Consider the following 26,502-nt stretch of genomic DNA (forward strand, 5'->3'; position numbering starts at 1 on the left):
AATGTTTGACTTGCTCATTTGCTTTTTTGATAGTGTGTGCTCACTTAAAATTTAACGTTGGCGCTTTGTTTTGTTCAGTTTTCAAAGAGCAATTTCGTTGTCGTTTACTTCGTAAGCGACTTTTACATCTTATCATGTCTTCAACGTTGTTGTCAACATGTTTTTTTAAGTTTTTTTATTTTGATGAAGCTGCGAAAGCTGATGTCCCGCAGCGACATGTATTAATATAACACCTATATTACTATTGGTCAACAATAAAAATGCATTTTTTTAAAAGTTTTTTGATACCCGATAAAACCGGTGATATACCTCGTGACCTTTTGTCTCCGCTTTGATGACGTCGATTACCTTCTTCTCTATCAAATATTCCAATAAAACACCCAGGTCGACTGAATAAAACTTAACTTCCGGATGCTCCATAAGCTCCGCAATCGTCCACGGATCTTCTTTCGTCCCCATTATTTCGACCAAATGCTGTGAACCTGCATTCGTCCTCGAATAAATAAGAAATTCGCTCGCAAGGAATAGAAGCTCCAATCTTTTTTCGAGAGTTTCCTCACTGCTGATCAATTCTTTATACAACTTATAGATCTCAGGTTCCATATGCTTCACTTGGTTCCAGACCGTAACCTCCGGATAAAAACCTTGTTCTATTATTTCCAAACGGGCCAAGTGATGCAGGGAATGAACGATATGGTTGTATGCCTCCAGATAATGGCCTTTTTCAAAGAAGCTTTTCCCATCCATGTACCTGCGAATTAACTTCGCAAACTCCATCCCCATCTTTAACTTCCTTCCATAGAAGGGGAACTCCCGGATTTCTGTTTTCAAACGGTCCAAATATTCATTCCGGTCAAAAAGAACCTTCCCGTTATATATCCAGTCAACCACTTTGCGGTTCGTACCTAATAGAAGCCATTCTTTTAATTGGTCTTCCTTTACGATATGTAAGGCTGCCTTTTTATCCCGGTAAGTGTAATGTTTTAAAAACACGGCCTCTTCGGCTTCGTCTGCAATCACAAAAAGGATGTAGTCAAATGTATCGGTAATCGGGCTATTATCATCCCTTTTTTCTATTAACAAGATTCCAAGTGTAGATTTTAAACTTGCTCGCTCTTGATAAATCGGGCGAAGGATATCTTCCATCATAAATTCCTCCAAAACCTTTTTTTTTTTAGATTTTCGACAAAACTCTTCAAATTCCTGCTTATGTCCCTTACCCCAAACCATCTCAATTCAAAAGTAATATGTATCCTTTATTTCTTTTTTGTTCCATCCATTGTTTATGTTATAGTTAAAGTTATATGTTAGGAGGGACAATCCATGGCTAAATATTCTAGCAAAATCAATAAAATACGCACTTTTGCTTTGAGTTTGATTTTCATCGGCTTCATCGTAATGTACCTGGGGCTTTTCTTCAAAACGCATCCTGTTGTCATGACGATTTTCATGGGGCTGGGCCTTTTATTCATAATCGCAAGTACAGGGGTTTATTTTTGGATTGGAATGCTTTCCACAAAATCGATCCAGGTTGTCTGTCCTAACTGCGGCAAACCTACAAAAATACTAGGGCGTGTAGATATTTGCATGCATTGTGAAGAACCATTGACACTTGACAAAAAGTTGGAAGGCGAAGAATTCAACGAAAAATATAACCGGAAAAGCCTGCATGACTAAAGGAATTCGGCTAGCTGAATACCCTTTAAAGAAGTCTTTAACAATTGTATCATTTCTTCATAACATGAAAAAAAGTTCCAACCAAGTGGAGGAACTTTTTTTAATGCGATTCTTTTTTCGCACAATCCGTACAGTCGCCGTAGATTTCCATCCGATGGTGACTAACATTGAAACCGGTGACTTGTGCTGCGAAGTGCTCGACTTCATCCAATGCAGGATAATCGAAATCCACAATTTTCCCGCAAGTTTGGCAAATTACATGATAATGATTCGTCGTTACAAAATCAAACCTTGCCGAAGAATCACCATACGTAAGTTCTTTTACCAAACCTACCTCACGGAACACACGCAGGTTGTTATAAACCGTTGCCACACTCATATTCGGAAACTTGCCTTCCAGCGCTTTATATATATCATCAGCGGTAGGGTGGGACATGGAGCTTATCAAATACTCAAGTATCGCATGGCGTTGAGGAGTTATTCTTACACCGGTATCTTTTAAGGAATCCAACGCTTCTTTTAACTGAACTTCAGACACCGTCATCCACCTCTTTTTCTCATTAAGTATGCATTCTTAAATTATAATGTTTATAAATAGTGTACCTTTTATGCGTTGAATTTGTCAATAATTCAATGGCTTAACCATTCTTTTTTAGTTTATTCATGAACACATTGAATCTTTCCCATTTTTGCATTGAGTTTAGTATCCCCTGGATAAGTCGATTACGTTGGTGAAGTCTTTTCCAGCTTTCAGGTATTCACGCATATTTTTTTCGAATATGGCAAAGGTTCTTGGTAAATATTCTCCGCTTTTACTTGAAAGATGCGGAGTGACTGTAACATTCTCCATCCTCCAAAACGGATGCCCTTTCCCTATAGGTTCCGGATCAAATACATCCAAGATGGCATGAGATAATTCCCCGGCATCCAGCGCTTCGATCAACATTTCATCGTTAATCAGGTCTCCGCGGCCAATATTCACGAATACTGCAGTTTCTTTCATTGCTTCAAAGTGTTCTTTTTGCAGAAGGCCCTTCGTTTCATCCGTACTTGGCAGGACGGATACGATATAATCGGCTCCCGGTATGGCTTCCAATAAATTATCCAGGGCATAAAGGTGATCGATGGATTCCACTGGTTTACCGCTCCGGTTCACTCCTATCGTCGTCATCCCAAAGGCTTTCCCCAGACGAGCCACTTCCCCTCCAATTGCACCCGCACCAATAACAAGCATCGTCTTGCCATTCAATTCCCCTACTTCAATCTTTCTATCCCACAATTCTTCCTTTTCATTCTTCATAAGCAGTTTCAATTTCTTTTCGTATTGCAAAAGCATCCCTATCGTATACTCTGCCATCGGGATTTTATGAATGCCTCTAGCATTCGTCACCAGAATGCCCCGTTTCTCTATGGCTTTAAATGGCATTAATTCCATCCCTGCACTCATGACCATGATCCATTTCAAGTTTTCAGCTTTCCCAATGATTTCTTCAGTTAAGTCTTCACCATATGTAATTAAGATTTCCGCTTCACGAAGCGGCCCATCCGTCCATCCTTTTTGATAAATGAAGCTCAAGTCAGGAAAAGCTGCCGTCATCTTCTTTTGGATGCCTTCATTCGGAATGACAGTTGAAAGTATTAACATGTTTATCTCTCCCTTTTAATTAACATAAAAAAAACACGGGCTCTATGTGTCCCGCGCAACTTTCTCTGAGGAGGTATTCCCTTAATAAAGCATATTCAGGTGTCCCCTTTTTGAGTTGGACAAAAGCCTTAGCCTTATTAAAAAAGGCTATATTTTAAGGAATTTGGGTTTAATGCATCTAATTCCGGCAAAATGAAAACGCCATCCCTTCTGATCAGGACGTCGTCAAAGAAGATGTCACCACCCCCATATTCGGGCCGCTGAATCAAAACCATATCCCAATGAATCGATGATCGGTTTCCATTATCCGCTTCTTCATAGGAAAGTCCAAGAGCCAAGTGCAGACTCCCGCTTATTTTCTCATCGAACAAGATATCGTCCATAGGTTCCAATATGTATGGATTGATCCCAATTGCGAACTCCCCGATAAACCGGGACCCTTCATCAATATTAAGAATTTGGTTCATTTCAGAGTCACGATTGGAAGTAGCTTTAATGATTTTTCCCTTTTCCAAGTTTAATTCTATGTCACTAAAGGTGAATCCTTCATAGGTTGTTGGTGTGTTGAAGGATATCCTTCCATTGAGACTATCTTTTATGGGTGCCGTAAACACTTCCCCATCCGGTAAATTCTTTTTTCCGGCACATATGACGGCCGGCATACCTTTGATGGAAAAGGTCAAATCTGTTCCTGGCGAAACGATCCTGACTTTATCAGTTCGTTCCATCAATTGTTTTAACGGTTTCAAGGCCGTCTCCATTTTCCCGTAATCCATGTTGCATACATTCAAAAGAAAATCTTCGTACCTGTCGAAGGTCATGCCGGCTTTTTGCGCTGATGCGTTGGTGGGATAATTAAGCAAGACCCAACGTCGGTTGTTTACATAGAAAAGAGTGGGCGAATTCATAGCCTCCCCTTGAAGACGGTGCCTCTCGATGGGAACATCGTTCATTTCCACATCGTTTTCTTCCCCGGTGATGATGATGACCGCATCGATATCCTTATATTTCTTCAAGGCCCATTGCGAAGAGGTGTCAAGTTGTTCCTTTACATTCCCTTGTAACAGGTGGCGGCTTATTTCATCGTCTTCGAGTTCTACATATGGGTAAGCACCCACTCTGTAAATTTCATCAATCAGCTCTTTCAATAATGGTTTCGTGTTGATATGCCCCCGTATGAGGATTCTCTCTTTTGGCTGTAATTGTATCGAATGATGAATCAGCCTGGCTGCAAGCTTCGTTATTCGCTCATCCTTCATCTGCCTGTCCCTTATTTTTCGAGGTCGCGAAGAGTTTGAAGAGCTTCTTCGACGTGGCCTTTGACTTTTACTTTACGCCATTCTTTGACTACCTTACCAGCCTTATCAATCAGGAAAGTTGAACGTTCAATGCCCATATACTCCTTGCCGAAGTTCTTTTTCAATTGCCACACATCAAAGATTTCAGCCGCTTCATGATTTTCATCAGCCAGCAGCAGAAAAGGCAATCCATGTTTTTCGATGAATTTTTCATGACGTGCAGCTGGGTCTGGGCTTATTCCAATGATGACCGCGTTCAATTCCTCAAATTGCTCATTATGGTCCCGAAAATCACAGGCCTCCGTCGTGCAACCTGGCGTCATGTCTTTTGGATAAAAATATAAAACAATATATTTTCCCTTAAAATCTGATAGGGACACCATTTCACCATTGTTTGCAGGGAGCTTGAAATCAGGTGCTTTTTCTCCAATTTTAACAGTCATATTGAACCCTCCATTTCTTTCATTATGGTAAGAGTACCCAATAATCGAAAGAAACACAACTTTCATTTATCCTTCCTATCTTTATGCTCCAGATCAATCACCGTCCGGATCACGAACGCTGCCGGCAGTGTATAACCGATGAAAGCCTGAATCGTAGCTATCATCCTGCCCATGCCAATCGGGGCTATATCTCCATACCCTACAGAAAACATCGTCATCGCACTAAAATAAAAAGAAGTCTTCAACTGTTCATAGAAAGTGCCATCCAATCGATTGCCCATATCAAGAATCACCGAATGATTCTGAAGTTCGTATAATAAATAAATCAGTGCAAACCCAACTAATATCGTCGCATATAAATTCCCAAGCCACAGCATATCCTCCAGAGAAAACTTCTTTCCTCCCGACTCAACAAGAAATAACGTACGAATGCTCATCACCATGCAAAAAATGATTCCTGCAATCAAGATGTAGAAAGTCATCCCCCACGCCCCATTTCAAAACGCCACTTCCTCTATACATACTCCCTGTCCAAACAATATATTCTATTTTAGGAACAGACCTCATCCTTATCACCTACACACCTAATAACCGGATACAAATCATCACAATACCATCTTTGGCGGGAAAGTAATGGCCTATGTTGATAAAATAGCCTGCATTTGAGCTATGCGCCATTGTCGAAAACCCGTTGTGACCGCTTCAAGCAACTCTTTTGATTTTTTGGCCCCCATCAAGACGGGGGAATGCGATCAACCTTGAAGCTTATGTCACCTGTGCCCATCGCACATCAATGGAGTATTCGTGAAAGTGGAGCGCGAGAACCTATTAACAGGTGAGAAACAACTTACGGCCCGTGCTTCTTTAACGATGCTGGCCATCGATGAAGACGGTAAGCCGACTAATGTAGGTCATTCCGGAAACCAAAGAGGAAAAGCAGCTATACGCACAAGCAAGATATATTGAAAGAAAGGATAAACGCAACTAAACAAAAACCCCTTCAACATGAATACTGTTGAAGGGGTTTCTTTCAGTTCCCTGCCCCGCGGTACCTCTTCACTCCCTGATTCCATATGAATACGGATATCATGAAAAAGGCTACCCCAATTACAGGTGTGGCAAATGCATATGCATACCACTCTTCTTTTCTAAGGAAATAAGATGCCGGATAGACACCAACAAACGCGAATGGCAGCACCCATGTAAGGACAAAACGAATGACCTTATTATAAATATCAACAGGATAGCGCCCATAGTTCCCGATATTGTACATCATAGGCATGATGGATGTTTTCGCATCCGACCAGAAACCAATGCTTGCTATCGCAACGAATATGGCTGCATAAGCAAGGGCCCCGCCTATTGCAAAAATGATGAAAAGAATCGGGTCATACCACGCAAGCTGCAGATCCAATGAAATCCCCGAATAGAATATAATGATCAATCCGGTCACAACACCAAATAACGCTTCAAGCTCGATTCTTTCTAAAATGACTTGAAACAGGCTATGTATCGGTCTGGTTAATATCCGGTCCATTTCACCTTTGACGATATAGCGGTCATTAAAATCCCAGATGTTGAAAAAAGCTGAAAAAAGGGCGAATGGGATAAGGAAAAATCCATAAATGAATATGATTTCTTCACGGCTCCAGCCGCTTAAAAATTGGGTATGTCCAAAAACGACTAAGATAAATACCAGATTCACGACCTGATTCAGCAGGTCAGATAGGATTTCCATGAAGAAATCGGCTCTATATTGCAGTCTTGTTTTCATATATTGACTCACATATTGAAAAAACATCGATACATAAAACATCCCGTCAACCTCCTTGAATAATCAGCTGTTTTTTTGCGACTATCCATAAAAGCTGAATCGGTATTATGAGAATGATGCACCAAATTAACTGCTGTAAAAGCGCCATGCCAATTTCGCCTGAACTGTACCCGTTCGTAAAAATCATGCTTGGTACATAGCTGATCCCTTGAAAGGGTAAATATTCCATCACTTCCTGCGCCCAAATAGGATAGAAACTGATGGGCAGCAGCAGACCGGAAAATAAATCAATGATAACCCTTTTAGCGCGGATTAATCCGGCATTATTATATAAGAAAAAGGTAGTGATTCCCGTCAATAAGTTGATTTGTGTATTGATGATGAAGCTGAACAGCAAGGAAATACCGAACATCCCCCACGTAGCCGGCTCGTGCGGCAATTCGATAGGGAAAATGAAAGCTACCAGCAGCATCCCCGGAATCGAGAAGAAGAAGAAACGGAATATCCCTTCCCCAAGTCCTTGCATCGTTTTCATGCCTAAATAGTTATAAGGCCTTATCATTTCAATGGCAACCTTGCCGTCTTTAATCTCAGTGGCGATTTCGCGGTCAATATTATTGAAATAAAAAGCGCGCGCCATCCATGCAACCGCGACATAGGTTGTCATCTGCATGCTTGAAAGTCCTTCGATGGAGCTTTTTTCTCCATATATCGCATTCCATAAGAAATAATAAGCACCGATATTAATGCTATAAATTAAAATGCCCGTATAATAATCCGTTCGATACGCAAGCATCATTAAAAAACGCATGCGGATCATGGCAAGATACTTCCCCATGGCCCTCCCCCTTCTTGATAGACACGTTGTTTCTTAATGATAAGAGAGTCAGACAGTGCCTTCTTCGTAAATATTGCGAACGATCTCTTCAATGGACGTTTCATGGATTTTGATGTCTTTTATTTTAAAATGTGATACGACAGCTGAAACAAGCTGTGAAATATGATCACTTTCTTCTTTCAACAAGGCAATGTAAGTTTGATTTTTCTCATCATAAACCCAGTTAGCGGTAAATGGGAGCGCTAATGATTGTAATTCCTTCAATGCAATCGGCTCGATGAATTGAAAATGGATCTGTTTTTCCTCAGCCCAGTTATCCTTCAAACTCTGCAATTCCCCATCATAGATGATTTGTCCTTCATCAAGCATGATTACACGCTCACATAATGCTTCAATGTCTCCTAAATCATGTGTAGTCAAAAGGATTGTCGTATTATATTTCTCATTGATTTCTTTCAGGAACTCACGAATCTTCATTTTCACGAGCACATCAAGTCCAATTGTCGGCTCATCCAGGAACAGCAAAGGCGGATTGTGGATCAAGGCTGCGGCAAGCTCGCAGCGCATTCGCTGACCAAGCGAGAGTTTACGCACTGGTTTGTCCAGCAAAGGACCGATATCAAGCGTCTTGATGACATGTTCCATATGATCGTTATATTGTTCATCCGTAACCTTATAGACCTTTTTTAACAGCCTAAACGATTCTTGAACCGCAATATCCCACCAAAGCTGTGAGCGCTGACCGAATACGACTCCGATTGTTTGAGTGAACTTTTCCCTTTCTTTATGCGGATTCATGCCATTGACCGTGATTTCACCTGCTGTCGGTTCCAAAATACCTGTCAGCATTTTGATCGTGGTCGATTTCCCTGCACCATTTTCCCCGATATAAGCTACCATCTCACCCTTTTTTACAGTAAAATTGATATCATTGACGGCAGGGACGACCTTATAATTTCTGGTAAGTAAATCCCGGAAGGCACCCTTTAGCCCTGAACGGCTTGATGCCGACTTAAATTCCTTCCGAAGCTGTTTCACTTGAATTGCATCACTCATCCTGTTACATCCTCCGTAATCTCTTGTCCTAATGAATTAGTTTATCCAAACCCTCCTTTTAAGACAATAAAAATGCTTGGATGCCATATACCATTTTCAGGGAGAAAATGGCCGTTGTACCAGAAAAATATATAAAGGAGACGAGTATGCTATGAATATCAAAAAATTATTACTATCCCAAATTGAAAAGGTCGTTTTCGACCTTCGATATGACTTCCTTTATGAAGATGAGTACGGTGAATTATTATGCCAGGTCATCCAAAGGGATTCCAGCGGGTCGATCGAAAGCACACCCATCAGTTTCCACCTTCGCATTAATGAAGAGAAAGGAACCGGCCAGCTAATCTATTACCAAGCCCAGGGCGAAATGAACCGCCAATCCTTCGACATCGAAAACCCTGACACCATCTTGGCCATTCTTACTTTCATAACAGGAGTTTTGAAATCCGACCCTATTTCGCAAACAAAATGAAGGCCCGGAACCCTGATGCTTATAGGCTGCAGCTCTTGCATCAGTGAATGAATCACATTTCCCAGCCTTCGACCCCAGATTTACGGACGGAAAAGTGCTATGATTAAGGGGAAATATGTTTATATTTTTAGGAGGTTTTAAGATTGGATTTTAGTAATTCGGAGCTTTTACATAAAGAGGCATTGGAACATATCGTTGGCGGGGTTAACAGCCCATCCCGTTCCTACAAAGCTGTAGGCGGCGGTTCACCTGTTGCGATGGATCATGCCAAAGGTGCTTATTTCTGGGATGTTGATGGCAATAAATATATCGATTACTTAGCAGCATATGGCCCGATCATCACAGGTCATGCGCATCCACATATTACGGAGGCGATCGTTAAAGCAGCAGAAACGGGCGTTTTATACGGCACACCGACCAAACATGAAGTCAAATTTGCCAAAATGTTGAAAGAAGCCATCCCATCCATGGATAAAGTCCGCTTCACCAATTCAGGAACCGAGTCCGTCATGTCCACCATCCGCGTTGCCCGCGCTTACACAGGACGCGATAAGATCATCAAGTTTGCAGGCTGTTATCATGGACACTCCGACCTTGTTCTCGTCGCTGCAGGTTCCGGCCCATCCACTTTAGGTACACCGGACTCTGCCGGCGTTCCCAAAAGCATCGCACAAGAAGTCATCACGGTACCTTTCAATGATATTGAGCCATTTAAAGAAGCACTGGATAAATGGGGCAATGAAATTGCTGGCGTGCTGGTTGAACCGATCGTCGGCAACTTCGGAATCGTGGAACCAAGCCCCGGCTTTTTGGAAGAAGTCATTTCATTATCTCATGAAGCCGGATCACTAGTCATTTTCGACGAGGTCATCACAGCGTTCCGCTTCATGTACGGAGGGGCACAGGACTTTTTGGGAATTCAACCCGATTTGACCGCGCTTGGAAAAATCATCGGGGGCGGGCTTCCTATTGGTGCCTATGGCGGTAAAAAAGAGATCATGGATTCTGTCGCACCGCTGGGACCAGCCTATCAAGCGGGTACGATGGCAGGAAATCCGGCTTCCATGCTTTCCGGGATAGCTTGCTTAGAAGTACTTAAAGAAGAGGGGCTGTATGAAGAGCTGGACCGGCTGGGGAAAATCCTTGAAGAAGGTATCCTGAAAGCAGCCCGCCAATATAATGTACCGATCACCATCAACCGCCTTAAAGGGGCGTTGACGATCTATTTCACTACAGAAAAAATTGAAAACTATGAGCAGGCGGAAAATACGGATGGCGAAATGTTCGCTAAGTTCTTCAAGCTCATGCTCAACCAGGGAATCAATTTGGCACCGTCCAAATATGAAGCCTGGTTCTTGACGATTGCTCACACGGATGATGATATCGCTTATACTCTAAAAGCGGTTGAACATGCATTCAAAAACCTAATATAATAAATCGAATCAGCATAATTATGCATTTTTTTATACACCCTCAGGATGTACATCAATCTTGAGGGTTTCTTATTTCCCTGTAATAAATCTTTAATATTGGCATTTGAAGCCACTCCTTACAAAAATCCCACCAATTACAGCATCCAGTCCATTGTATAAAAAATTGATTTCTGAATATTTAAATGATATGATATGGATACATTTATATACATTTATACACTTTCTTTCAATCTATCAAAACTTGGACTATTGTTCGGGTTTACTAATATTTCCCCCATTAAACACATGCTACAGGAGGTGAAAGGCAGAGAATAAGGGTAACCTTATTCAAGCCACATATATGACCCAACAATGGACACCTGCTACATTCAAAGAATTTCACAAGGAAGAACATGATGCCTGCGGTATCGTGTCCTGCATCGAAAAAAAGAAGATCCCTACTAACGAAAACATCTTTGCCTGTATCGACGCCCTGGTTAAAATGAACCATCGCTGCGGCTTCATCAATGGTGAGGGCGATGGCGCCGGCATCCATATCGATATTCCCCGGGCTCTTTGGAAAAAGAAGCTTGAAGCGGTAAATGTCGATTCAAGCATCGTCGATCAAGATTCCTTCATAGTCGGCCATTTATTTTTAAGCAAAAAAACAGAAGCTAACGACTTAAAAATCGAAGTCAAGGAGAAACTGCTCCAACATGGTCTCTCATTGATATTCGAAACGGATAAAGCCTACCGTTCCGAGGCATTGGGACCGATTGCCATTCAAGAAGACCCAGTGTTCTGGCAATTTGCCTGTTCCTCCACCATCAATAACAACCAGGAGCTTTCAAATGTTCTTTTTGAGCTGACTTCCGACATCGAAAAAAGTGATTTCATCCATGTTGCATCTTTAAGCCAGCATCATGCGGTATACAAAGTGATGGGTGCTGGAGATACGCTCCCTGCCTATTATCTTGATCTTGCCGACCCTTTGGCTGCCTCCACCATGACACTGGGGCATAATCGTTTTTCAACTAATACTCTATCAAGCTTCTTCCGGGTCCAGCCTTTCAGTGTACTTGGTCATAATGGCGAAATCAATACCATCGCCAAATTGCGTGATGAAGCGAAAATGATCGGAGTTCCCATCGCTAAAGACGGAAGCGACTCACAGGATTTAAACAAGACGATCGAAACTTTCATCTGCCGTCATGGCTACTCTTTATTTGAAGCTGTCGATCTTATGTTCCCGCCAATCATCAATGAAATCAAGGAATATCCCGAGCACTTACAAGACTTATATACGTATTTAAGGGAAGCATGGGGTCATTTTGCACAAGGTCCGGCAGGCATCATCTCCCGTTTCGGCGATGAAGCCGTGTTCTCAGTCGACTCTTTAGGCTTGCGCCCGCTATGGAATATTGAAACGGAATCATCTTATATGTTCACTTCCGAACCAGGAATCATCCCTTCCAGTGAATATACCGGAGATCCGAAACCGATGGGGCCAGGGGAAAAAATCGGTTTGAAATGGAACGGCGACCGTATTGAATTGTACACATACAAGGATTACCAGGATAAAGTATTTGAACTCTTCAATGATCGCTTCGTCCTTTCCAATGACAGAGTCCGCTTACAGCCCCAAGTGTTTGAAAAGGTTGTCTCCATGACAAATACGCAAGCCATTCATAATGGTCAGTATAAAGCCTTTGGGTGGGAGAGGGAGCATGTCCAATTAGTGGAACAGATGGCCGAAAAAGGCGCTGAGCCCATTCGTTCACTTGGTCATGATGCGCCACTCGCAGCACTTAATCCCCAACGGACCAACATTGCTGATTTCATTAAGGAAAGTGTGGCCGTTGTAACCAACCCTGCGATCGACCGGGACCGGGAAACCGAGCACTTCTCAACAAGAACGATCATCGGAAAACGTCCTTCCCTTTTCGAAGCGAATAAGGCAGGAAAGGTTACGGAGCTGCTGACTCCCTTATTGATTGAAGGGTCAACGGGTTATGAGTGTTCATCTATCGTATCGCAGCCAAGCTATGATCAGTTCATTAAATATAACCAAGATCAAAAACTCGTGCACTTCATTTCAAGCACGTTCAAAGAGGATGAAAACATCACGGATGCCTTGACCAGGATTACGGATGAAAGTGTCAATGCAGTGGATGAAGGAAAAACGCTGCTCGTTTTGGATGATGCCCTTGCCCATCAAAACGGAAACCTTTGGCTTGATCCCCACCTTGTCACTTCAGCCGTCGATCAAGCGTTGGTCCGCACAGGGAAGCGCCGTGATTGTTCCATCCTTTTACGTTCAGCATCGCTAAGGTCACTGCATGATATCATCGTTTCTTATGGTCTTGGGGCCAACTTAATCAGCCCCTATTATATGTTCCTTTCCTTATCTTCGGATGACCTCAAGGGGGTTACCAATCTATATAACTCCTTGACGAAAGGTCTTGAGAAAGTCATCTCCACCATTGGCATTCATGAGCTGCGCGGCTATGGAAGACTTTTCTCAAGCATCGGTTTACATGAGGAAATCGCGAAATATTTAAATGTGGCTAACTTCTTCGGATCCAATGATCTGGACTATAATTTTGATAAAATCAAGGCCGATGCCATCCAGCGTGCAGAAGATTACGGCAATGAAAAAGAACGGATGGGCAAAACCTTCCATTTGTTCCCAAGGATTTGGAAGTCTATCGGGGAAGTTGCTTCAACCGGGGACTATGATGCTTATCGCGAAAAGATCACCGAACAGGAAGAATCCAATCCTACGACGATCCGCCACTTGACATCATTAAAAACTTCAGATGCTACCATCCCTTCTGAAGAAGTCAGTCTTTCTGTCGGCGAACAGGAATTGCCGTTCGTCATAGCCTCCATGTCTTTTGGATCACAAAATGAGATTGCTTTCCGTGCCTATGCAGAAGCTGCCGAGAGGTTAGGCATGATCAGCATGAATGGTGAAGGCGGGGAAATAAAGGATATGCTTGGCAAGTACCCGAAATCCCGCGGACAGCAAATAGCTTCCGGGCGTTTCGGTGTCAATGCAGAACTATTGAACTCTTCAAATCTATTGGAAATTAAAATTGGTCAAGGGGCAAAACCTGGTGAAGGCGGTCACCTTCCAGGTTCCAAGGTCACAGCGAAAATCGCAGAAGCCCGAAATGCAACAATCGGTTCCGATTTGATCTCCCCTTCCAATAATCATGATATATACTCAATTGAAGATTTGGCCCAAATGATCCATGAGCTAAAAACGGCAAACGACAAGGCAAAAGTTGCCGTCAAAGTACCGGTCGTTCCAAACATTGGTACGATTGCTGTCGGCGTCGCAAAAGCGGGGGCCGATATCATAACGCTTTCCGGTTTTGATGGCGGAACGGGTGCTGCCAGGATCCATGCACTCGCACATGTCGGTCTGCCAGTTGAGATAGGCGTGAAAGCCGCCCATAATGCGCTGCTTGAGTCAGGTATCAGACAGAATGTCGAAATTTGGGCTGATGGTGGGTTAAAAAGCTCGATGGATGTATTGAAGCTAATGCTGCTTGGTGCAAACCGTGTAGGTTTTGGAACCCTTTCGATGATTGCCGTCGGCTGTACAACGTGCCGCGGATGTCACCTTGATACTTGCCATGTGGGCATCGCCACACAAATTGAATCGGAAGCACAGGCGAAAGAACACGGGCTGCGCCGTTTTGTTCCACGAAAATTTGATTTAGCCGTTCAGGGATTAACGAATATGTTCAGTGCATTTGCAAAAGAACTCAAATCTTTGACCGGATCACTTGGGGTGAAGAATCTTCAGGATATCGTCGGACGTTCTGATTTACTGCAGCAAGTTAAAGGTCAACAATCATTGGATTTAACCTATTTATTGAAAAACTTGGATATAACACCGTTCTCACATAAGGAAACGGCGGCATATTTGAATGAAGGCTCCATGCAGGTAGCCGTTGGCGCTGAATATCTTGATTCGCATGTAGATGATCTGCAGCAATCCCGCAGCTATAGCTCTATCACTTCCGAGCAGCGTGTACTCGGCAGCAGGGTGTCCTGTCACCGCGTTAGGGGCAGATTGGACGGATCATACAAAAAACTTCCCCCCGTTCACCTATCCTACCAGGATGGTTCCATCCCGGGTAATGGACTCGGGGCATACAATACGGAGGGAATTTCAATCAGCGTGAATGGCGGTGCCCAGGATGGTATCGGCAAAACATCGATTGGCGGAAATATTGCCATCTTTAAATCTCCAGGAAAAGATGGAAAGTTCTACAATGGCTCTGTAGGCAAGGGATTTGGTTACGGTGCACAGCATGGTCTTCTCATTGCCCAAGGTGATGCCGATGCCAGGGCGGGAATCCGGCTTTCCGGAGCGGATATGATCATTGGAGGATTATTGAAACAACCGCTTCCTAAAAAGGAAACCGGTAATATTGCGGTAACTTCCAATATAAAGGGATTCGCTTTTGAATACATGACAAATGGAAGAGGTTTGGTTCTGGGAGATCCCGGTCCATGGATTTGCGCAGGGATGACAGGCGGTGTCGTTTATTTACGGCAACAGCCTGAATCTGGATTAACGAAAGAGGTCATTAAGAAGCGGGTTGCGAAAGGGGCAAAGATTTCCATTGAGCCCCTATCCGCAAGGGGCTTGCAGGATGTGGCCGAACTTCTGGGCAAATACACGGCCCTCTTGAAAGATCATGGCCAAACCGAAGAAGCGGCCTCTTTAGAGGCACTGCTTCAAAATCCTGAAGAGCACTTCCTTCAGGTCGTTCCAGTTAAAGAACAGGCGGACCCTGCTGTTTCTACGGAGTGATGCCGAAAATATATATAAATAAAGGCTGATGCTCTTTAATGCGAGCATCAGCCTTTTCCAGTCATATACCTCTGGAATGTCTTCAAACGATGGAAAAACAAACTTGAAAGCAATCAAGAAATTGCCTATCGTTTCTTTATATATTAAACTTGATTTTAGCTATTGTAACTCTTAGGGAAATCCTGTATATTACTTTTTGTTTACATCTTCTTATTTTAGTGTAAAGTACTAACAAATAAGTTAGAATACAACTTTAAGCAGAAGCCTATATATAAATAGAGCCACGATCCATTACAATACAAAGAAAGGATTAACCCATATATGAAGTTTGGTGCCCGCATTCTCAAAACAGGAATAGCAATCGTTTTAGCGCTTTATCTCTCGGAACTGCTTAACCTTCCTGCTCCTGTCCTTTCTGGGATTGCTGCAATTTTTGCAATACAGCCGACCATTTACCGTTCATATCAAACGGTGTTGGAGCAAATTCAAGGAAATATCATTGGCGCATTGGTTGCTGTCTCCTTCGTTTTGTTGTTCGGAAATGATATTTTTATGATCGGTCTTGCCGTAATGGTTGTCATAACCATCAATTTAAAATTGAAAATGGATAAAACGATCGTCCTTTCCATCGTGACGGTCATCGCCATCATGGAAAGCCAGGACGGGGAATTCCTGAATTTTGCCTTTATTCGTCTCTCATCCGTTTTGCTTGGAATCGTTTCTTCGTTTATCGTGAATCTGGTTTTCATTCCTCCAAAATATGAAGCAAAGCTGTATACACGCATTACAGATGTAACCGAAGACATCTTGAAATGGATTAGAATCAGCACAAGACATGCTACAGAACACACTTTATTAAAAAAAGACATCAGCCGATTGAAGGCGGAGTTACTCGATCTGGAACATATCTATTCCATGTACAAAGAGGAACGGGAATATTTCAAGAAGAACAGTGTAGCTAAAGCCAGAAAGCTTGTCGTTTATCGGCAAATGATCATAACGACCAAAAAAGCGTTTGAAACCTTGAAGAGAATCCATAAATTCGAAAATGAAGTATATCAAATGCCTGAGGATTTCCAACGGAGTATCTTACAGCAGCTTGATTCCTTGATCCGCAAGCATGAACAGTTGATATTACTGCATATCGAAAAGATCAAGTCCATCGAGGAGATTGAAGATTGGGACCAGGATTGTTTAAGTCGTAAAGAGCTGCTCGCCCACTTTTTCGAACAGCAGAATCAAGTGGACGAAATGCATGATAATCTGGGCCATCTCTCTGCCCGCCTTGTACCATTGATTTCTGCGGTCATAGAATATGACGAGCAATTGGAACATCTTGAAAAGCTGATCGTCAGCTTCCAGTCCTTCCATAAGGAAGATAACGAAATATCTGTCCATTATGAAGAAGATTAAAAAAGACGGTTCCCGGGAACCGTCTTTTTTCGTCTCTATTTAGAGCATGCCCCTCATTCAATCATCCAAAAGGTTCTTATCTGCCGCCTTTTCAATCGTATCCAATTTCTTCAAAAGATCCTGCAGCTCATCTTCTGAGAATGAATTGAAGTTCTTGCCCATCAATTGGTTATGCTCCGCAAGGACTCTCCCCAAAATCGCTTCCCCTGCTTCTTTCAATTCAAGGTTGATGACCCTGCGATCCTTATCAGAGGGCTGCCTTTTTACATAATCCATTTCGACCAACTTATCTACAAATACGGTAATCGCACTTGGCTTAACGGTTAAGAAGTCAGCCAGCTGGGTCGATTTGATCGACCCCTCTTTTTTCAATATCAATAATATGAAAAACTGAGGCGATGTTAATCCATAAGGCTGAAGATTTTTTGCAACGATGGCCCTAAGCTTCTTCCTAATCCGAAAAATCTGCATTTCTATACTATTAGTTACTTCCCATTTAAATTCCAGCCTTCTCACTCCTTATATAGGACAATCCTACCTCTTAAATTTAATTAAATGGCATTCCAATGTCAACTTTACTTTCCATATATCCTTAAAACTAAAAAAAATTCAAATTTTTACTATTTTTACTGTATTTATTTCCCACTAATATTCCGAATAAATTACATGACAAAAAATAATTAAACTGGTAAACTCTTTACTTAATAATATTAATACTTATAAAAGTTAATATTTATTTAATTTAACAAATAAACATTAGAATAGGAGGGGTGTCATTTCTAGCTAATGAACAGTATCGAAAAAAGGAATACATCATCAATATTTTTTGGAGGCGAAACAAGTGAATAGAGGACGTTTAGTTTTAATCAATGTCATTGGTTTGGTTATTATCATAGCGGTACTAGCCGGTGGGGCTTATTACTATTATGAAAGCACGAATTTCATTAAAACGGATGAAGCGAAAGTGTCGGGAGAGCTATATACCATCGTTGCCCCCGCTGCAGGTAAACTAGCAGATTGGGACTTACATGAAGGAGACAGTGTAAGTAAGGATGACAATGTTGCCAATGTAACAACCTTAGACGGAAAAGAAGCGGTAAAAACCGCAGCTCAAGGTACAATCGTTAAAACACAAGTGCATGATGAGCAGCTTGTTCAAGCGGGTCAAACGCTGGCTCAGACCATCAATATGGATGATCTGTCCATAACGGCTAATATTGAAGAAAATAAATTGAAGGATATCGAAAAAGGTGAAACCGTAGATATTATCATCGATGGAGATCCCGATACTGTCTTCGAAGGTACATTGGAACAAATCGGTTATGCTACAACGTCTGTCTTTTCAGTGATGGGCAATCAAAACAGCAGCGGAAACTATACGAAAGTCACCCAAAAAGTACCAGTTAAAATTTCCATCAAAGCACCATCCGATAAAGTTCTGCCTGGAATGAACGCAGAAGTGAAGATTTCAACTAAATAAAATGGCTACACAGTTATACAGAAAGGAGGCTTTTCTTTAAATGGCTTCTCAAACCATCACAGTAAATGAAAACAAGGGAATGAAGCAGTTTGCCCCCATGTTAATTATCTTAATGCTAGGTTTGTTCATGGTCATTTTGAATCAAACCCTGCTTAGTGTCGCCATGCCCAGGATGATGGCAGAATTCAATGTAGCTGCGACTACGATTCAATGGTTATCAACTGGATTCATGCTCGTGAATGGAGCCTTGATCCCACTGTCCGCTTTTTTAATAGAACGGTTTGGCACGCGCATTTTATTCCTTGCTGCCATGTTTTTATTCACCGTCGGGACATTCATCTGCGGCATCGCACCAAATTTCCCTGTCATCCTTACAGGCCGGCTGATTCAGGCGGCTGGCGGCGGGATCCTGCAGCCATTGGTCATGACGATCATTCTTTTCATCTTCCCTCCGGAAATGCGCGGGAAAGGAATGGGAATCTTTGGACTTGCCATTATGTTTGCCCCTGCAATCGGCCCGACTTTATCTGGTTGGGTCATTCAGGAATATAGCTGGCGGGTCATGTTCTACGCAATGGTGCCATTAGGCATGATAGTCATGACACTCGCCTTTTTTAGTATGCGTAATGTAGCAGAACCAAAGAAAATCAAATTGGATTTGTTGGGTGCGTCTCTATCCTTACTGGGAGTTGCATCATTACTTTACGGTGTCAGTGAAGCGGGTTCCAAAGGCTGGACGGATCCCATCGTTCTTGGAACGATCATCATCGGGCTGATCCTTTTGACGCTTTTTGTGGTTCAACAGCTAAAATCGGAAACACCTATGCTCGACTTCCGTGTATTTAAGTATGACATGTTCGTATTATCGAATATCATTTCCGCCATCGTCACAGTGGCCATGTTTACCGGGATATTCTTATTGCCTATATATTTGCAGACTTTAAGAGGCTTCACACCAGTTCAATCCGGCCTATTGATGTTACCCGGAGCCCTTGTGATGATGGTGATGTCACCCATTTCAGGAGCATTATTTGACAAAATCGGACCTCGTCCATTAGCACTAATTGGTTTAGCGATTACTGCCGTCACAACCTTCGAATTCGCTAAATTGACTACGGAAACAACCTATTCGACTTTGGTCATCATCTATGCCATCCGCGCACTTGGAATGTCTTTACTGATGATGCCGATCATGACTGCTGGGATGAACCAGCTTCCTAAGCATTTGAATACACATGGTACGGCAATGAGCAACACGCTTAAACAAGTGACCGGAGCCATTGGTACGAGCTTCGTGACGACCATTTATACTACCCGTGCTTCTTTCCATGGAACTGCTTTAGGAACGGAAATGAGTACGAGTGATCCCGGATTTGTTCAGAATTTCCAAACAATCGTTCAATCCATCATGAGTTCGATGAATCAAACTAGTGAACAAGCACAGGAAACTGCCATGTCGCTTATTTCTTCACAAATCCAGGGTCAAGCAAATGTGATGGGAATCAACGATGCATTCTTTTGGGCAACAGGCTTCGCAATTGCCGGTATCGTTCTTTCACTGTTTTTGCGTGACGTTCGGAAGGACAAAGCAATGAAAAAAGCTAAACAAGAACATTTGGATGTACCTTTGCTTCCTTCACCAGTAAAAAAATCGGTTTAATTTAATGGGGGAATAAAAATGAAGATCTATGTTGTTTACGACAGTGAAGGCAACCATACGAAAGCACTTGCCGAATCAATAGCTCAAGGGGCCGCCGCGGTCCCTGGCGCTGAGGTTCTCATTGACCATGTGAACGAGGCGGATGTTTATAAGCTCCAGGAAATGGATGCCATCATTTGGGGCTGTCCCGGTCATTTCGGCACCATCAGTTCGAGTTTGAAAACATGGATCGATAAACTTGGGTATCTATGGGCGGAAGGTGCGCTGATCAATAAAGTGGGTGCTGTGTTCTGTACGACGGCCACCGTACATGGCGGACTCGAGGCCACCATGCTGAACTTAATCACCCCTATGCTTCATCAAGGCATGATCATTGTCGGCTTGCCCGGCACTGTCCCGGAAAACGCCTTATATGGTTCCTACTATGGAGTAGGGATAAGCTGTCCGCCCGGTGTGGATGACAACATTACCAAAAATGACTTGCAGCTTGGAGAAGCATTAGGAAAACGGGTTGCCCATGTCACCCGTTCATTCATAAACGAGCTCTAGGAGGCTTGATTCAATGGGCATAATTCTAATTATCATCGTTGCCATATTAGCGGTTACGGGCTTGATCACATACAATATCAAAGCCTTATCGCCTGAAGGTAAGCCGCCGGCAATCGAGGAAGAGAACTCGTTGGAAGAGTCCGCTTTCTCTTCGGCTGATGATTCCGTTAGCGAAATCATCTCCCCAACAGACAATGATGAATTGAAAATGAAAGATCAGGATTATCGTTTGGCACTTTCCAAGCTTCACAATCAAAAGCCAAATGATGAGCCAACTGCAGAAAAAAAGCCTAATCTTCGAAAAATGAAAGACGAGGAATACCGTGGTACATTGGAAGACTTCCGGCAATATGGCGATTGAAGCACTTCACCCCATTCGGCATATTCGCCTTTTTAGGGGTTTTCAATTACTTTGGGTGAAAGGAACATCTCCTACCTCTTACACCACCTTTAGCTTAAAGATCGACCTGCAGGCTTAACTTATTTTTCTGGTTGACAAATATTCACAAAGACTTTAAGCTAAGGTAATGCAACACAAACATTTTTTTAAACTCAGCTTTTGTTGAGAGACGGAATTTTAAAAGGATTTCCTTTTTTCGTTCGTCACTTGCCTTTTTGGCAGGTGGCGATTTTTATTTTTACAGGGGTGAAAAACATGCAACTTTTGAAGTATTCCATAATGGTCTTAATCGGTTCGATCTCATATGGCACATTATCCACCATGATGAAGTTTGGATTCATGGATGGCCATTCATCCGGAGAACTGGTCGGCAGTCAATACCTCGTCGGTTGGCTGATTGTCTCCGTGTTATTTCTTTTTTCGTTTAAATATAAAGTTTCATGGAAGAGTGCCGGATTACTTTTAATCACGGGCATGATGTCCACTTTCGTCGGAAAGGCATATGCCGTTTCCGTATCCGAGCTTCCCGCTTCGATTGCCGTTGTCTTTTTATTTCAATTTACCTGGATAGGCGTCCTTATTGAAAGTTTCATAAATAAAAGACGCCCGGATAAAAATAAACTCATTGCCATTTTCGTTCTCTTCATCGGAACATTATTGGCAGGCGCTATCTTTGGTCAGCCTCTATCCGGCTTAAGCCTAAAAGGCGTATTGTTCGGTCTATTGTCTGCCTTGCTTTTTGCGCTATATATGTATTGCAACTCTCAATTCGCAGTTGGGGAATCTTCAATGAAACGGCTGTTTTTCATTGCAACGGGTGGTATGCTGACTGCTGTATTCACGACTAACCCCGTCACACTTGTGACGAATCTTGTCCAAACGAACCTATGGTACTACGGTCTGCTGCTCGGCACATTGGGTGTTTTAGTTCCTTTCCTTTTCTTTGCTATCAGTTTGCCCAAAGTGGGTGTCGGGCTTGGAACGATTCTTTGTGCTGCTGAACTGCCTTCAGCGATGGTCGTTTCCGTCATCTTCTTGAATGAACAGGTTACGTCACTGCAATGGTTCGGGATGTGCTTGATCATCGTAGGCATCGCCTTGCCTGAGGGGATAAAACATCTGCCTCAATTCCTTACTGACAGAAAAAAAACGCTGCATGAAAAAAGGATTTCATAACGTGCATGCACAAGAAAGACCATTCCGTTAGCGGAATGGTCTTCTTTTGTATATTGTTTTATTCCTATTCTTCTTAAGAATCCAATTGTTGTACTTGAAACAGGTTGTAGTAATGCCCTTGCTTTTTCATAAGTTCTTCGTGTGTTCCCATTTCCGAAATTTCCCCATTATCGATATGAACGATCCGATCGGCATGGGTGATAGTTGATAACCGATGGGCCACGATGATGGTGGTCCGGTCTTTCGCTAAAATATCCAGCGCCTCCTGGATATAGTGTTCACTTTCCAAATCCAATGCGGATGTGGCTTCATCGAGAACAAGGATTGGCGGGTTTTTCAAAAATACCCTCGCAATGGCCACCCGTTGCTTTTGGCCTCCGGATAATTTAACTCCCCGCTCCCCGACTTTCGTTCCATATCCTTCTTTCAGACCCATGATGAAGTCATGGGCATTCGCCGCCTTTGCCGCTTCAAATACTTCTTCATCAGTTGCATCAGGTCGTCCCATAAGGATGTTGGCCTTAACCGATTCACTAAATAAAATATTATCCTGTAGAACCATTCCTATTTTATCTCTTAGGCTGCGGACTTGATACTTACGGATATCCGTCCCATCCAATAATACCCTTCCCTCCGTCACATCATAGAAACGGGAAATCAAACTGACAATCGAGGATTTCCCGCCGCCGCTCATTCCGACAAGTGCAATGGTTTCCCCTGGTTTGACATCCAAGTTTATATGTTTCAAAACGGGTGCCTCTTTCTCGTCATAAGCAAAGGATACATCCTGAAAGGTTATTCGGCCTTCCACATGCTTTAGCTCTTTCGCCCCTGGCTGGTCATCGATATCATACTTCTCATCCACAAACTCAAAAACCCTGTCCATGGACGCCAATGTCTGGGTCATTGTCGTCGAAGAGTTAACTAAACGTCTGAGGGGATTATAAAGCCGGTCAATAAAACCGACGAAGGCAACCATGGTACCCAGTGACAATTGTTCATGAATGACCTGATAACCGGCAAATCCTATAACGAGCAAGGGCGCAATATCCGTGATCGTATTCACGACAGCAAATGACTTGGCATTCCAGCTTGTATGCTTTAGGGCCTTATCGAGGAAATTCTTGTTTTGCTTCGCAAACAATTCCTGTTCCCTGTCTTCTATCGCAAAGCTTTTGATGACTGACATCCCTGAAACCCTTTCATGAAGGTGACTCTGTACATCAGCTAACGCTTGGGACCGAATCCTTGTATAGGTTCTCAGCTTGCCAAAGAAATGCTTAATCGAAAATGCGTAAAATGGAAGCATGATGATCGATACAACGGTTAACTTCACGTCCATCGTAAACATGATGACTATCACTATGATGATCGTTGCGATATCGAGCCAAAGGTTCATCAAACCCGTGATGACAAAGTTCTTCGTTTGTTCCACATCCGTGATCATCCTCGAAATGACCTCGCCCACCCTTGTATTGGAATAATATTTAAAACTCAGTTTCTGTATATGAGTAAATAAATCATTACGAATATCATATAAGATTTTCGTTCCGGTCCATTGCGCAAAATATTGTCTGTAATACTCAATCGGCGGTCTAACTGCAACGAAAATGAAAATCATGATGGCCATTGCCCATAAAAGGCGTTCGGACTTCACGGCTTTGGACAGGTCACCATTTCCGATGATGTCATCCACTATATACTTACTGAGCAATGGAAGCAAAAGCGGAATCGCGAACTTTAGCAATCCAATCAGTACCGTCCCGATTATCTGCCATTTATATGGTTTAACGAATTGCAAATATCTCTTAATGCTCCCCACGGAATCCCTCCTTTTCTGAATCATTAAATCCAAATGAAAAAAAGTCCATACCAGTCAATTGGAATCTTATAAGCACTTGTCCAATTATATTTTCCTTTTCGATGATTAAGTATCAAAAGGATTTCATTCACAAACTTTCACACACATTTAAAGGACTTTAATGGTTCCTGCATCGGGATAGATTGAATCAGTTTTGTAGATATGTTACACAATGAAAAAGCCTGCCAATTAAGCAGCAGGCCTTTTCTATCATCGATAGGTTAAAAAGCGTTCATACCAACTATCAATAAACTCTGCGGAGAATGGTCCTTTTCGCTGGCGTATCATATAAATCAAATAGTCTACGTTCTGTTTCAATATTGAATCGATGGCATCCGGGTAATTCATTTCTTTCCGATGCCTTTCATATTCATCCTCATCCAGCAAATTAAACGTCATATCTGGGAATACTTTAATGTCCAGGTCATAATCAATGTATTTCAATGCTCCCGAATCGTATGTGAACGGCGAACTGATATTGCAATAATAATAAACCCCGTCCTCTCTCAACATACCAATAACATTAAACCAATACTTTGAATGAAAATAGCAAATCGCCGGCTCTCTCGTAATCCAGGTCCTTCCATCTGATTCCGTTACCATAGTACGGTCATTCGCTGCTATCACCAGATTTTGGGTCCCTTTTAAAACGGTTGTCTCTTCCCAGATACGATGGATATGTCCATTATGTTTATAGCTATGGATTTGGATTTTTCCTCCTTCGGCAGGAACAATCCCCATTTATCTCTCCCTACTTTCTATAGACACCCTGACAGCGTACTGTGCCCTATTCCGTTTGCAGTTGTTGTGTGTATTTAAAATATATACTTTTTTCCATTTACCCTATATTCCTATATTATAGCGATTTATTCATAAATTTAAAACAAAAGTGGCTAATCTCCCAGTGAAAATGTGTAAATAAGTCGAAAAAGTCTGACCATCCACCCATTTTAACTAAGAAATTAGCCGGTTATTTATCGTATGGCTGCCTGTCCTTGCTGAAAATAACGTATGACTTCTTCCGTTTGCTTCTCGAACATATCATGGATACTTTTCAATTCCTGCTTTTTGAGTTGAATCTCTTCCTGAATGGTGACTGCTTCAATCTCCTCTTCCAGGGCAAGGAGTTGCTTCTCTATATCTTGGCATCTTTCGATTTCGGATTGTAAAAGTAAAAGCTTATCCATCGTTTTCAACTGGTTGTTTATAAGCCGGTTAAATTCCTCCATGAATGCACCTTCCTAATCTGTATTTTTTCTATAGTATGTATATTCTATTTTTATCCGTCTTTTCCTTTGACATAAAATGTAAACACGACGAAACATTTGTCGAATCCAATGGAAGGCAAAAAAAGCACCCTTCAAAAGAAGGATGCTTTTCATCGGCAATTAGCCTTGGCTTTTATTGCTTTGAGATTTTTGGTTTTGTTGTTTCACTTCTTGAACGTTAGTTTCAGAAGCAAACTCTGTACCGAATTGGCCTTGTGCTTGACCTTGACCTTTTTTTTGCTGAGATTGCGCGTTTTGTTGTCTCACTTCTTGAACGTTAGTTTCAGAAGCAAATTCTGTACCGAATTGGCCTTGACCTTGCTGAGATTGCGCGTTTTGTTGTTTCACTTGTTGAACATCAGTACCTGCTTGTGATTTATTCATGTTTTTAGCCATTGATATCACCTCCACGATAATAAGATAACCATTATCCAGGAGTGCTATCCAACAAAAATCATTTAAATTTTTCCAGTTACATTAAACAAGCAATGAAATGCCTCCATCAACTATTACGGTTTGTCCACGAATCATACTGGCTCCATCGGAAATTAAAAACAGGATGGTATTCACCATATCTTCCACCTCGACCATCCGTCCAGCGGGAGTCTGATCTGCCGCCTCAGCAAGCATTTCATCCCGATTCGGGAAAGACTTCAGGGCATCCGTATCGATCACACCGCCTGAAACGGCATTGACACAAATATTTTTTGCAGCCAGTTCGACCGCTAAATATCTTGTCAGGGCTTCAAGTGCAGCCTTGGAAACTCCAACAGCTGTATAATTTTTTAAATAGCGAATGGATCCCAGTGAACTGATGCTGACAATTTTCCCTCCGCCGTTCCTCTCCATTAATTTCGCCGCTTCCTGTGCGCAGAAAAGGAGGGCTTTTGTATTGATGTCCATGGTCCAGTTCCAATGGGATTCCTCCAGCTCCATCAATGGGCGCTGAACTCCAGAGGCAGCATTATTAATGAAAATATCCAAACGTCCATAATAAGCATCGATTTCCTCGAACATGCTTTTCACTTTCGCAACGTCACCGACATTTGCCTTAACTACAAGGGCTTTGCGCCCCAATGCTTCAATTTCGGCTGCCACTTCTAATGCTTTCGACTTGCTCCGGGCATAATTAATAACGAGGTCGTAACCTTCCTCTGCAAGCCTTATTGCCGTGCTTCTGCCTAAACCTTTACTGCTACCTGTAACGAGTGCCACTTTTTGTTCCATACGTTTATTCATCCTTTCT

Annotated in this window: 25 protein-coding genes and 1 pseudogene; 11 read left to right on the plus strand and 15 right to left on the minus strand. The window is 42.4% G+C overall.

What is annotated here, in order from left to right:
- Positions 1–270 precede the first annotated feature (270 nt).
- Positions 271–1,146 (minus strand): nucleotidyltransferase-like protein, encoded by an 876-nt coding sequence (locus ACIQZD_RS21565; protein WP_241593563.1) that lies wholly within the window; start codon positions 1,144–1,146, stop codon positions 271–273.
- 177 nt (positions 1,147–1,323) lie between these two features.
- Between ACIQZD_RS21565 and ACIQZD_RS21570 the strand changes: the two genes are divergently transcribed.
- Positions 1,324–1,677, plus strand: coding sequence for a YgzB family protein (locus tag ACIQZD_RS21570; protein WP_101225973.1), 354 nt, complete (start codon positions 1,324–1,326; stop codon positions 1,675–1,677).
- Positions 1,678–1,777: 100 nt separating this feature from the next.
- Here ACIQZD_RS21570 and perR read toward each other — a convergent pair whose 3' ends face one another.
- The 5 genes from perR to ACIQZD_RS21595 form a co-directional block, all read right to left on the minus strand.
- The gene (gene perR, locus ACIQZD_RS21575; protein WP_076371177.1) at positions 1,778–2,221 is read right to left on the minus strand and encodes a peroxide-responsive transcriptional repressor PerR; all 444 of its coding nucleotides are present in this window, start codon (positions 2,219–2,221) and stop codon (positions 1,778–1,780) included.
- Positions 2,222–2,377: 156 nt separating this feature from the next.
- Positions 2,378–3,322, minus strand: a complete 945-nt coding sequence (locus ACIQZD_RS21580; RefSeq protein WP_402906285.1) for a D-2-hydroxyacid dehydrogenase — start codon at positions 3,320–3,322, stop codon at positions 2,378–2,380.
- A 137-nt stretch (positions 3,323–3,459) separates the two neighbouring features.
- Positions 3,460–4,581 (minus strand): aminopeptidase, encoded by a 1,122-nt coding sequence (locus ACIQZD_RS21585; protein ID WP_402906287.1) that lies wholly within the window; start codon positions 4,579–4,581, stop codon positions 3,460–3,462.
- A gap of 11 nt (positions 4,582–4,592) precedes the next feature.
- Entirely contained in the window at positions 4,593–5,063 is a 471-nt protein-coding gene (gene bcp, locus ACIQZD_RS21590; RefSeq protein ID WP_402906289.1) for a thioredoxin-dependent thiol peroxidase, read from the minus strand.
- Positions 5,064–5,125: 62 nt separating this feature from the next.
- Positions 5,126–5,545 carry a potassium channel family protein gene (locus ACIQZD_RS21595; RefSeq protein ID WP_101225970.1) on the minus strand — a complete coding sequence of 140 codons (420 nt, stop codon included), beginning with the start codon at positions 5,543–5,545 and terminating at the stop codon, positions 5,126–5,128.
- A gap of 133 nt (positions 5,546–5,678) precedes the next feature.
- Between ACIQZD_RS21595 and ACIQZD_RS21600 the strand changes: the two are divergent.
- Positions 5,679–6,051: pseudogene (locus ACIQZD_RS21600) on the plus strand (acyl-CoA thioesterase).
- 42 nt (positions 6,052–6,093) lie between these two features.
- On the opposite strand, the gene ACIQZD_RS21605 reads toward ACIQZD_RS21600, so the two are convergent.
- From ACIQZD_RS21605 to ACIQZD_RS21615, 3 genes are read right to left on the minus strand one after another with little or no spacing between them, the layout of a single operon-like run.
- The gene (locus ACIQZD_RS21605; RefSeq protein ID WP_101225968.1) at positions 6,094–6,879 is read right to left on the minus strand and encodes an ABC transporter permease; all 786 of its coding nucleotides are present in this window, start codon (positions 6,877–6,879) and stop codon (positions 6,094–6,096) included.
- Positions 6,880–6,883: 4 nt separating this feature from the next.
- Positions 6,884–7,675, minus strand: a complete 792-nt coding sequence (locus tag ACIQZD_RS21610) for an ABC transporter permease (RefSeq protein ID WP_402906292.1) — start codon at positions 7,673–7,675, stop codon at positions 6,884–6,886.
- A gap of 48 nt (positions 7,676–7,723) precedes the next feature.
- Positions 7,724–8,731 carry an ABC transporter ATP-binding protein gene (locus tag ACIQZD_RS21615; protein ID WP_034305344.1) on the minus strand — a complete coding sequence of 336 codons (1,008 nt, stop codon included), beginning with the start codon at positions 8,729–8,731 and terminating at the stop codon, positions 7,724–7,726.
- Between the two features lie 151 nt (positions 8,732–8,882).
- Here ACIQZD_RS21615 and ACIQZD_RS21620 point away from each other — a divergent pair, with 151 nt between their 5' ends.
- From ACIQZD_RS21620 to ACIQZD_RS21635, 4 genes are all read left to right on the plus strand, one after another.
- Positions 8,883–9,203, plus strand: a complete 321-nt coding sequence (locus ACIQZD_RS21620) for a hypothetical protein (protein ID WP_402906295.1) — start codon at positions 8,883–8,885, stop codon at positions 9,201–9,203.
- A 143-nt stretch (positions 9,204–9,346) separates the two neighbouring features.
- A complete protein-coding gene (locus tag ACIQZD_RS21625; RefSeq protein ID WP_402906297.1) occupies positions 9,347–10,636 on the plus strand; it encodes a glutamate-1-semialdehyde 2,1-aminomutase in 1,290 nt (429 codons plus the stop codon).
- Positions 10,637–10,976: 340 nt separating this feature from the next.
- On the plus strand, positions 10,977–15,449 hold the full coding sequence (locus ACIQZD_RS21630; protein WP_402906299.1) for a glutamate synthase-related protein: 4,473 nt from the start codon (positions 10,977–10,979) through the stop codon (positions 15,447–15,449).
- A gap of 321 nt (positions 15,450–15,770) precedes the next feature.
- Positions 15,771–16,862, plus strand: coding sequence for an FUSC family protein (locus tag ACIQZD_RS21635; protein WP_214923327.1), 1,092 nt, complete (start codon positions 15,771–15,773; stop codon positions 16,860–16,862).
- Positions 16,863–16,919: 57 nt separating this feature from the next.
- Here the strand turns inward: ACIQZD_RS21635 and ACIQZD_RS21640 are convergent, their stop codons facing one another.
- Complete coding sequence (locus tag ACIQZD_RS21640; protein ID WP_214747548.1) at positions 16,920–17,378, minus strand: MarR family winged helix-turn-helix transcriptional regulator; 459 nt, start codon at positions 17,376–17,378, stop codon at positions 16,920–16,922.
- 325 nt (positions 17,379–17,703) lie between these two features.
- On the opposite strand from ACIQZD_RS21640, the gene ACIQZD_RS21645 reads away from it, so the two are divergent.
- The 5 genes from ACIQZD_RS21645 to ACIQZD_RS21665 all read left to right on the plus strand — a co-directional run bounded on the left by ACIQZD_RS21645 (position 17,704) and on the right by ACIQZD_RS21665 (position 22,127).
- Positions 17,704–18,342 carry a biotin/lipoyl-containing protein gene (locus ACIQZD_RS21645; RefSeq protein ID WP_402906303.1) on the plus strand — a complete coding sequence of 213 codons (639 nt, stop codon included), beginning with the start codon at positions 17,704–17,706 and terminating at the stop codon, positions 18,340–18,342.
- Positions 18,343–18,382: 40 nt separating this feature from the next.
- The gene (locus ACIQZD_RS21650; RefSeq protein ID WP_402906305.1) at positions 18,383–20,002 is read left to right on the plus strand and encodes a DHA2 family efflux MFS transporter permease subunit; all 1,620 of its coding nucleotides are present in this window, start codon (positions 18,383–18,385) and stop codon (positions 20,000–20,002) included.
- 18 nt (positions 20,003–20,020) lie between these two features.
- Positions 20,021–20,551, plus strand: a complete 531-nt coding sequence (locus ACIQZD_RS21655; protein ID WP_063234827.1) for an NAD(P)H-dependent oxidoreductase — start codon at positions 20,021–20,023, stop codon at positions 20,549–20,551.
- Positions 20,552–20,564: 13 nt separating this feature from the next.
- Positions 20,565–20,912, plus strand: coding sequence for a hypothetical protein (locus ACIQZD_RS21660; protein ID WP_402906308.1), 348 nt, complete (start codon positions 20,565–20,567; stop codon positions 20,910–20,912).
- Between the two features lie 294 nt (positions 20,913–21,206).
- Positions 21,207–22,127: an EamA family transporter gene (locus ACIQZD_RS21665; RefSeq protein WP_402906310.1), complete on the plus strand. Its 921-nt coding sequence runs from the start codon at positions 21,207–21,209 to the stop codon at positions 22,125–22,127.
- 73 nt (positions 22,128–22,200) lie between these two features.
- Here the strand turns inward: ACIQZD_RS21665 and ACIQZD_RS21670 are convergent, their stop codons facing one another.
- From ACIQZD_RS21670 to fabL, 5 genes are all read right to left on the minus strand, one after another.
- Positions 22,201–23,949 carry an ABC transporter ATP-binding protein gene (locus ACIQZD_RS21670; RefSeq protein WP_402906312.1) on the minus strand — a complete coding sequence of 583 codons (1,749 nt, stop codon included), beginning with the start codon at positions 23,947–23,949 and terminating at the stop codon, positions 22,201–22,203.
- 249 nt (positions 23,950–24,198) lie between these two features.
- Positions 24,199–24,729 (minus strand): nucleoside tri-diphosphate phosphatase, encoded by a 531-nt coding sequence (gene ntdP, locus ACIQZD_RS21675; RefSeq protein ID WP_048685440.1) that lies wholly within the window; start codon positions 24,727–24,729, stop codon positions 24,199–24,201.
- 233 nt (positions 24,730–24,962) lie between these two features.
- On the minus strand, positions 24,963–25,217 hold the full coding sequence (locus tag ACIQZD_RS21680) for a YgaB family protein (protein WP_207439839.1): 255 nt from the start codon (positions 25,215–25,217) through the stop codon (positions 24,963–24,965).
- A 159-nt stretch (positions 25,218–25,376) separates the two neighbouring features.
- A complete protein-coding gene (locus tag ACIQZD_RS21685; RefSeq protein WP_402906315.1) occupies positions 25,377–25,652 on the minus strand; it encodes a gamma-type small acid-soluble spore protein in 276 nt (91 codons plus the stop codon).
- 81 nt (positions 25,653–25,733) lie between these two features.
- A complete protein-coding gene (gene fabL, locus ACIQZD_RS21690; RefSeq protein ID WP_230178804.1) occupies positions 25,734–26,483 on the minus strand; it encodes an enoyl-[acyl-carrier-protein] reductase FabL in 750 nt (249 codons plus the stop codon).
- Positions 26,484–26,502 lie beyond the last annotated feature (19 nt).

Source organism: Peribacillus sp. NPDC096447 (genome assembly GCF_044762725.1).
Taxonomy (GTDB): Bacteria; Bacillota; Bacilli; order Bacillales; family DSM-1321; genus Peribacillus.

What these genes read in the sequence shown, in the direction of transcription:
- perR (WP_076371177.1), bottom strand. Translation starts at nt 2,221, where the DNA reads ATGACGGTGTCTGAAGTTCAGTTAAAAGAAGCGTTGGATTCCTTAAAA.
- bcp (WP_402906289.1), bottom strand. Translation starts at nt 5,063, where the DNA reads ATGACTGTTAAAATTGGAGAAAAAGCACCTGATTTCAAGCTCCCTGCA.
- ACIQZD_RS21595 (WP_101225970.1), bottom strand. Translation starts at nt 5,545, where the DNA reads ATGACTTTCTACATCTTGATTGCAGGAATCATTTTTTGCATGGTGATG.
- ntdP (WP_048685440.1), bottom strand. Translation starts at nt 24,729, where the DNA reads ATGGGGATTGTTCCTGCCGAAGGAGGAAAAATCCAAATCCATAGCTAT.
- ACIQZD_RS21610 (WP_402906292.1), bottom strand. Translation starts at nt 7,675, where the DNA reads ATGGGGAAGTATCTTGCCATGATCCGCATGCGTTTTTTAATGATGCTT.
- ACIQZD_RS21585 (WP_402906287.1), bottom strand. Translation starts at nt 4,581, where the DNA reads ATGAAGGATGAGCGAATAACGAAGCTTGCAGCCAGGCTGATTCATCAT.
- ACIQZD_RS21650 (WP_402906305.1), top strand. Translation starts at nt 18,383, where the DNA reads ATGGCTTCTCAAACCATCACAGTAAATGAAAACAAGGGAATGAAGCAG.
- ACIQZD_RS21655 (WP_063234827.1), top strand. Translation starts at nt 20,021, where the DNA reads ATGAAGATCTATGTTGTTTACGACAGTGAAGGCAACCATACGAAAGCA.
- ACIQZD_RS21620 (WP_402906295.1), top strand. Translation starts at nt 8,883, where the DNA reads ATGAATATCAAAAAATTATTACTATCCCAAATTGAAAAGGTCGTTTTC.
- ACIQZD_RS21630 (WP_402906299.1), top strand. Translation starts at nt 10,977, where the DNA reads ATGACCCAACAATGGACACCTGCTACATTCAAAGAATTTCACAAGGAA.
- ACIQZD_RS21570 (WP_101225973.1), top strand. Translation starts at nt 1,324, where the DNA reads ATGGCTAAATATTCTAGCAAAATCAATAAAATACGCACTTTTGCTTTG.
- ACIQZD_RS21615 (WP_034305344.1), bottom strand. Translation starts at nt 8,731, where the DNA reads ATGAGTGATGCAATTCAAGTGAAACAGCTTCGGAAGGAATTTAAGTCG.
- ACIQZD_RS21680 (WP_207439839.1), bottom strand. Translation starts at nt 25,217, where the DNA reads ATGGAGGAATTTAACCGGCTTATAAACAACCAGTTGAAAACGATGGAT.
- ACIQZD_RS21665 (WP_402906310.1), top strand. Translation starts at nt 21,207, where the DNA reads ATGCAACTTTTGAAGTATTCCATAATGGTCTTAATCGGTTCGATCTCA.
- ACIQZD_RS21605 (WP_101225968.1), bottom strand. Translation starts at nt 6,879, where the DNA reads ATGTTTTATGTATCGATGTTTTTTCAATATGTGAGTCAATATATGAAA.
- ACIQZD_RS21580 (WP_402906285.1), bottom strand. Translation starts at nt 3,322, where the DNA reads ATGTTAATACTTTCAACTGTCATTCCGAATGAAGGCATCCAAAAGAAG.
- ACIQZD_RS21685 (WP_402906315.1), bottom strand. Translation starts at nt 25,652, where the DNA reads ATGGCTAAAAACATGAATAAATCACAAGCAGGTACTGATGTTCAACAA.
- ACIQZD_RS21660 (WP_402906308.1), top strand. Translation starts at nt 20,565, where the DNA reads ATGGGCATAATTCTAATTATCATCGTTGCCATATTAGCGGTTACGGGC.
- fabL (WP_230178804.1), bottom strand. Translation starts at nt 26,483, where the DNA reads ATGGAACAAAAAGTGGCACTCGTTACAGGTAGCAGTAAAGGTTTAGGC.
- ACIQZD_RS21635 (WP_214923327.1), top strand. Translation starts at nt 15,771, where the DNA reads ATGAAGTTTGGTGCCCGCATTCTCAAAACAGGAATAGCAATCGTTTTA.
- ACIQZD_RS21565 (WP_241593563.1), bottom strand. Translation starts at nt 1,146, where the DNA reads ATGGAAGATATCCTTCGCCCGATTTATCAAGAGCGAGCAAGTTTAAAA.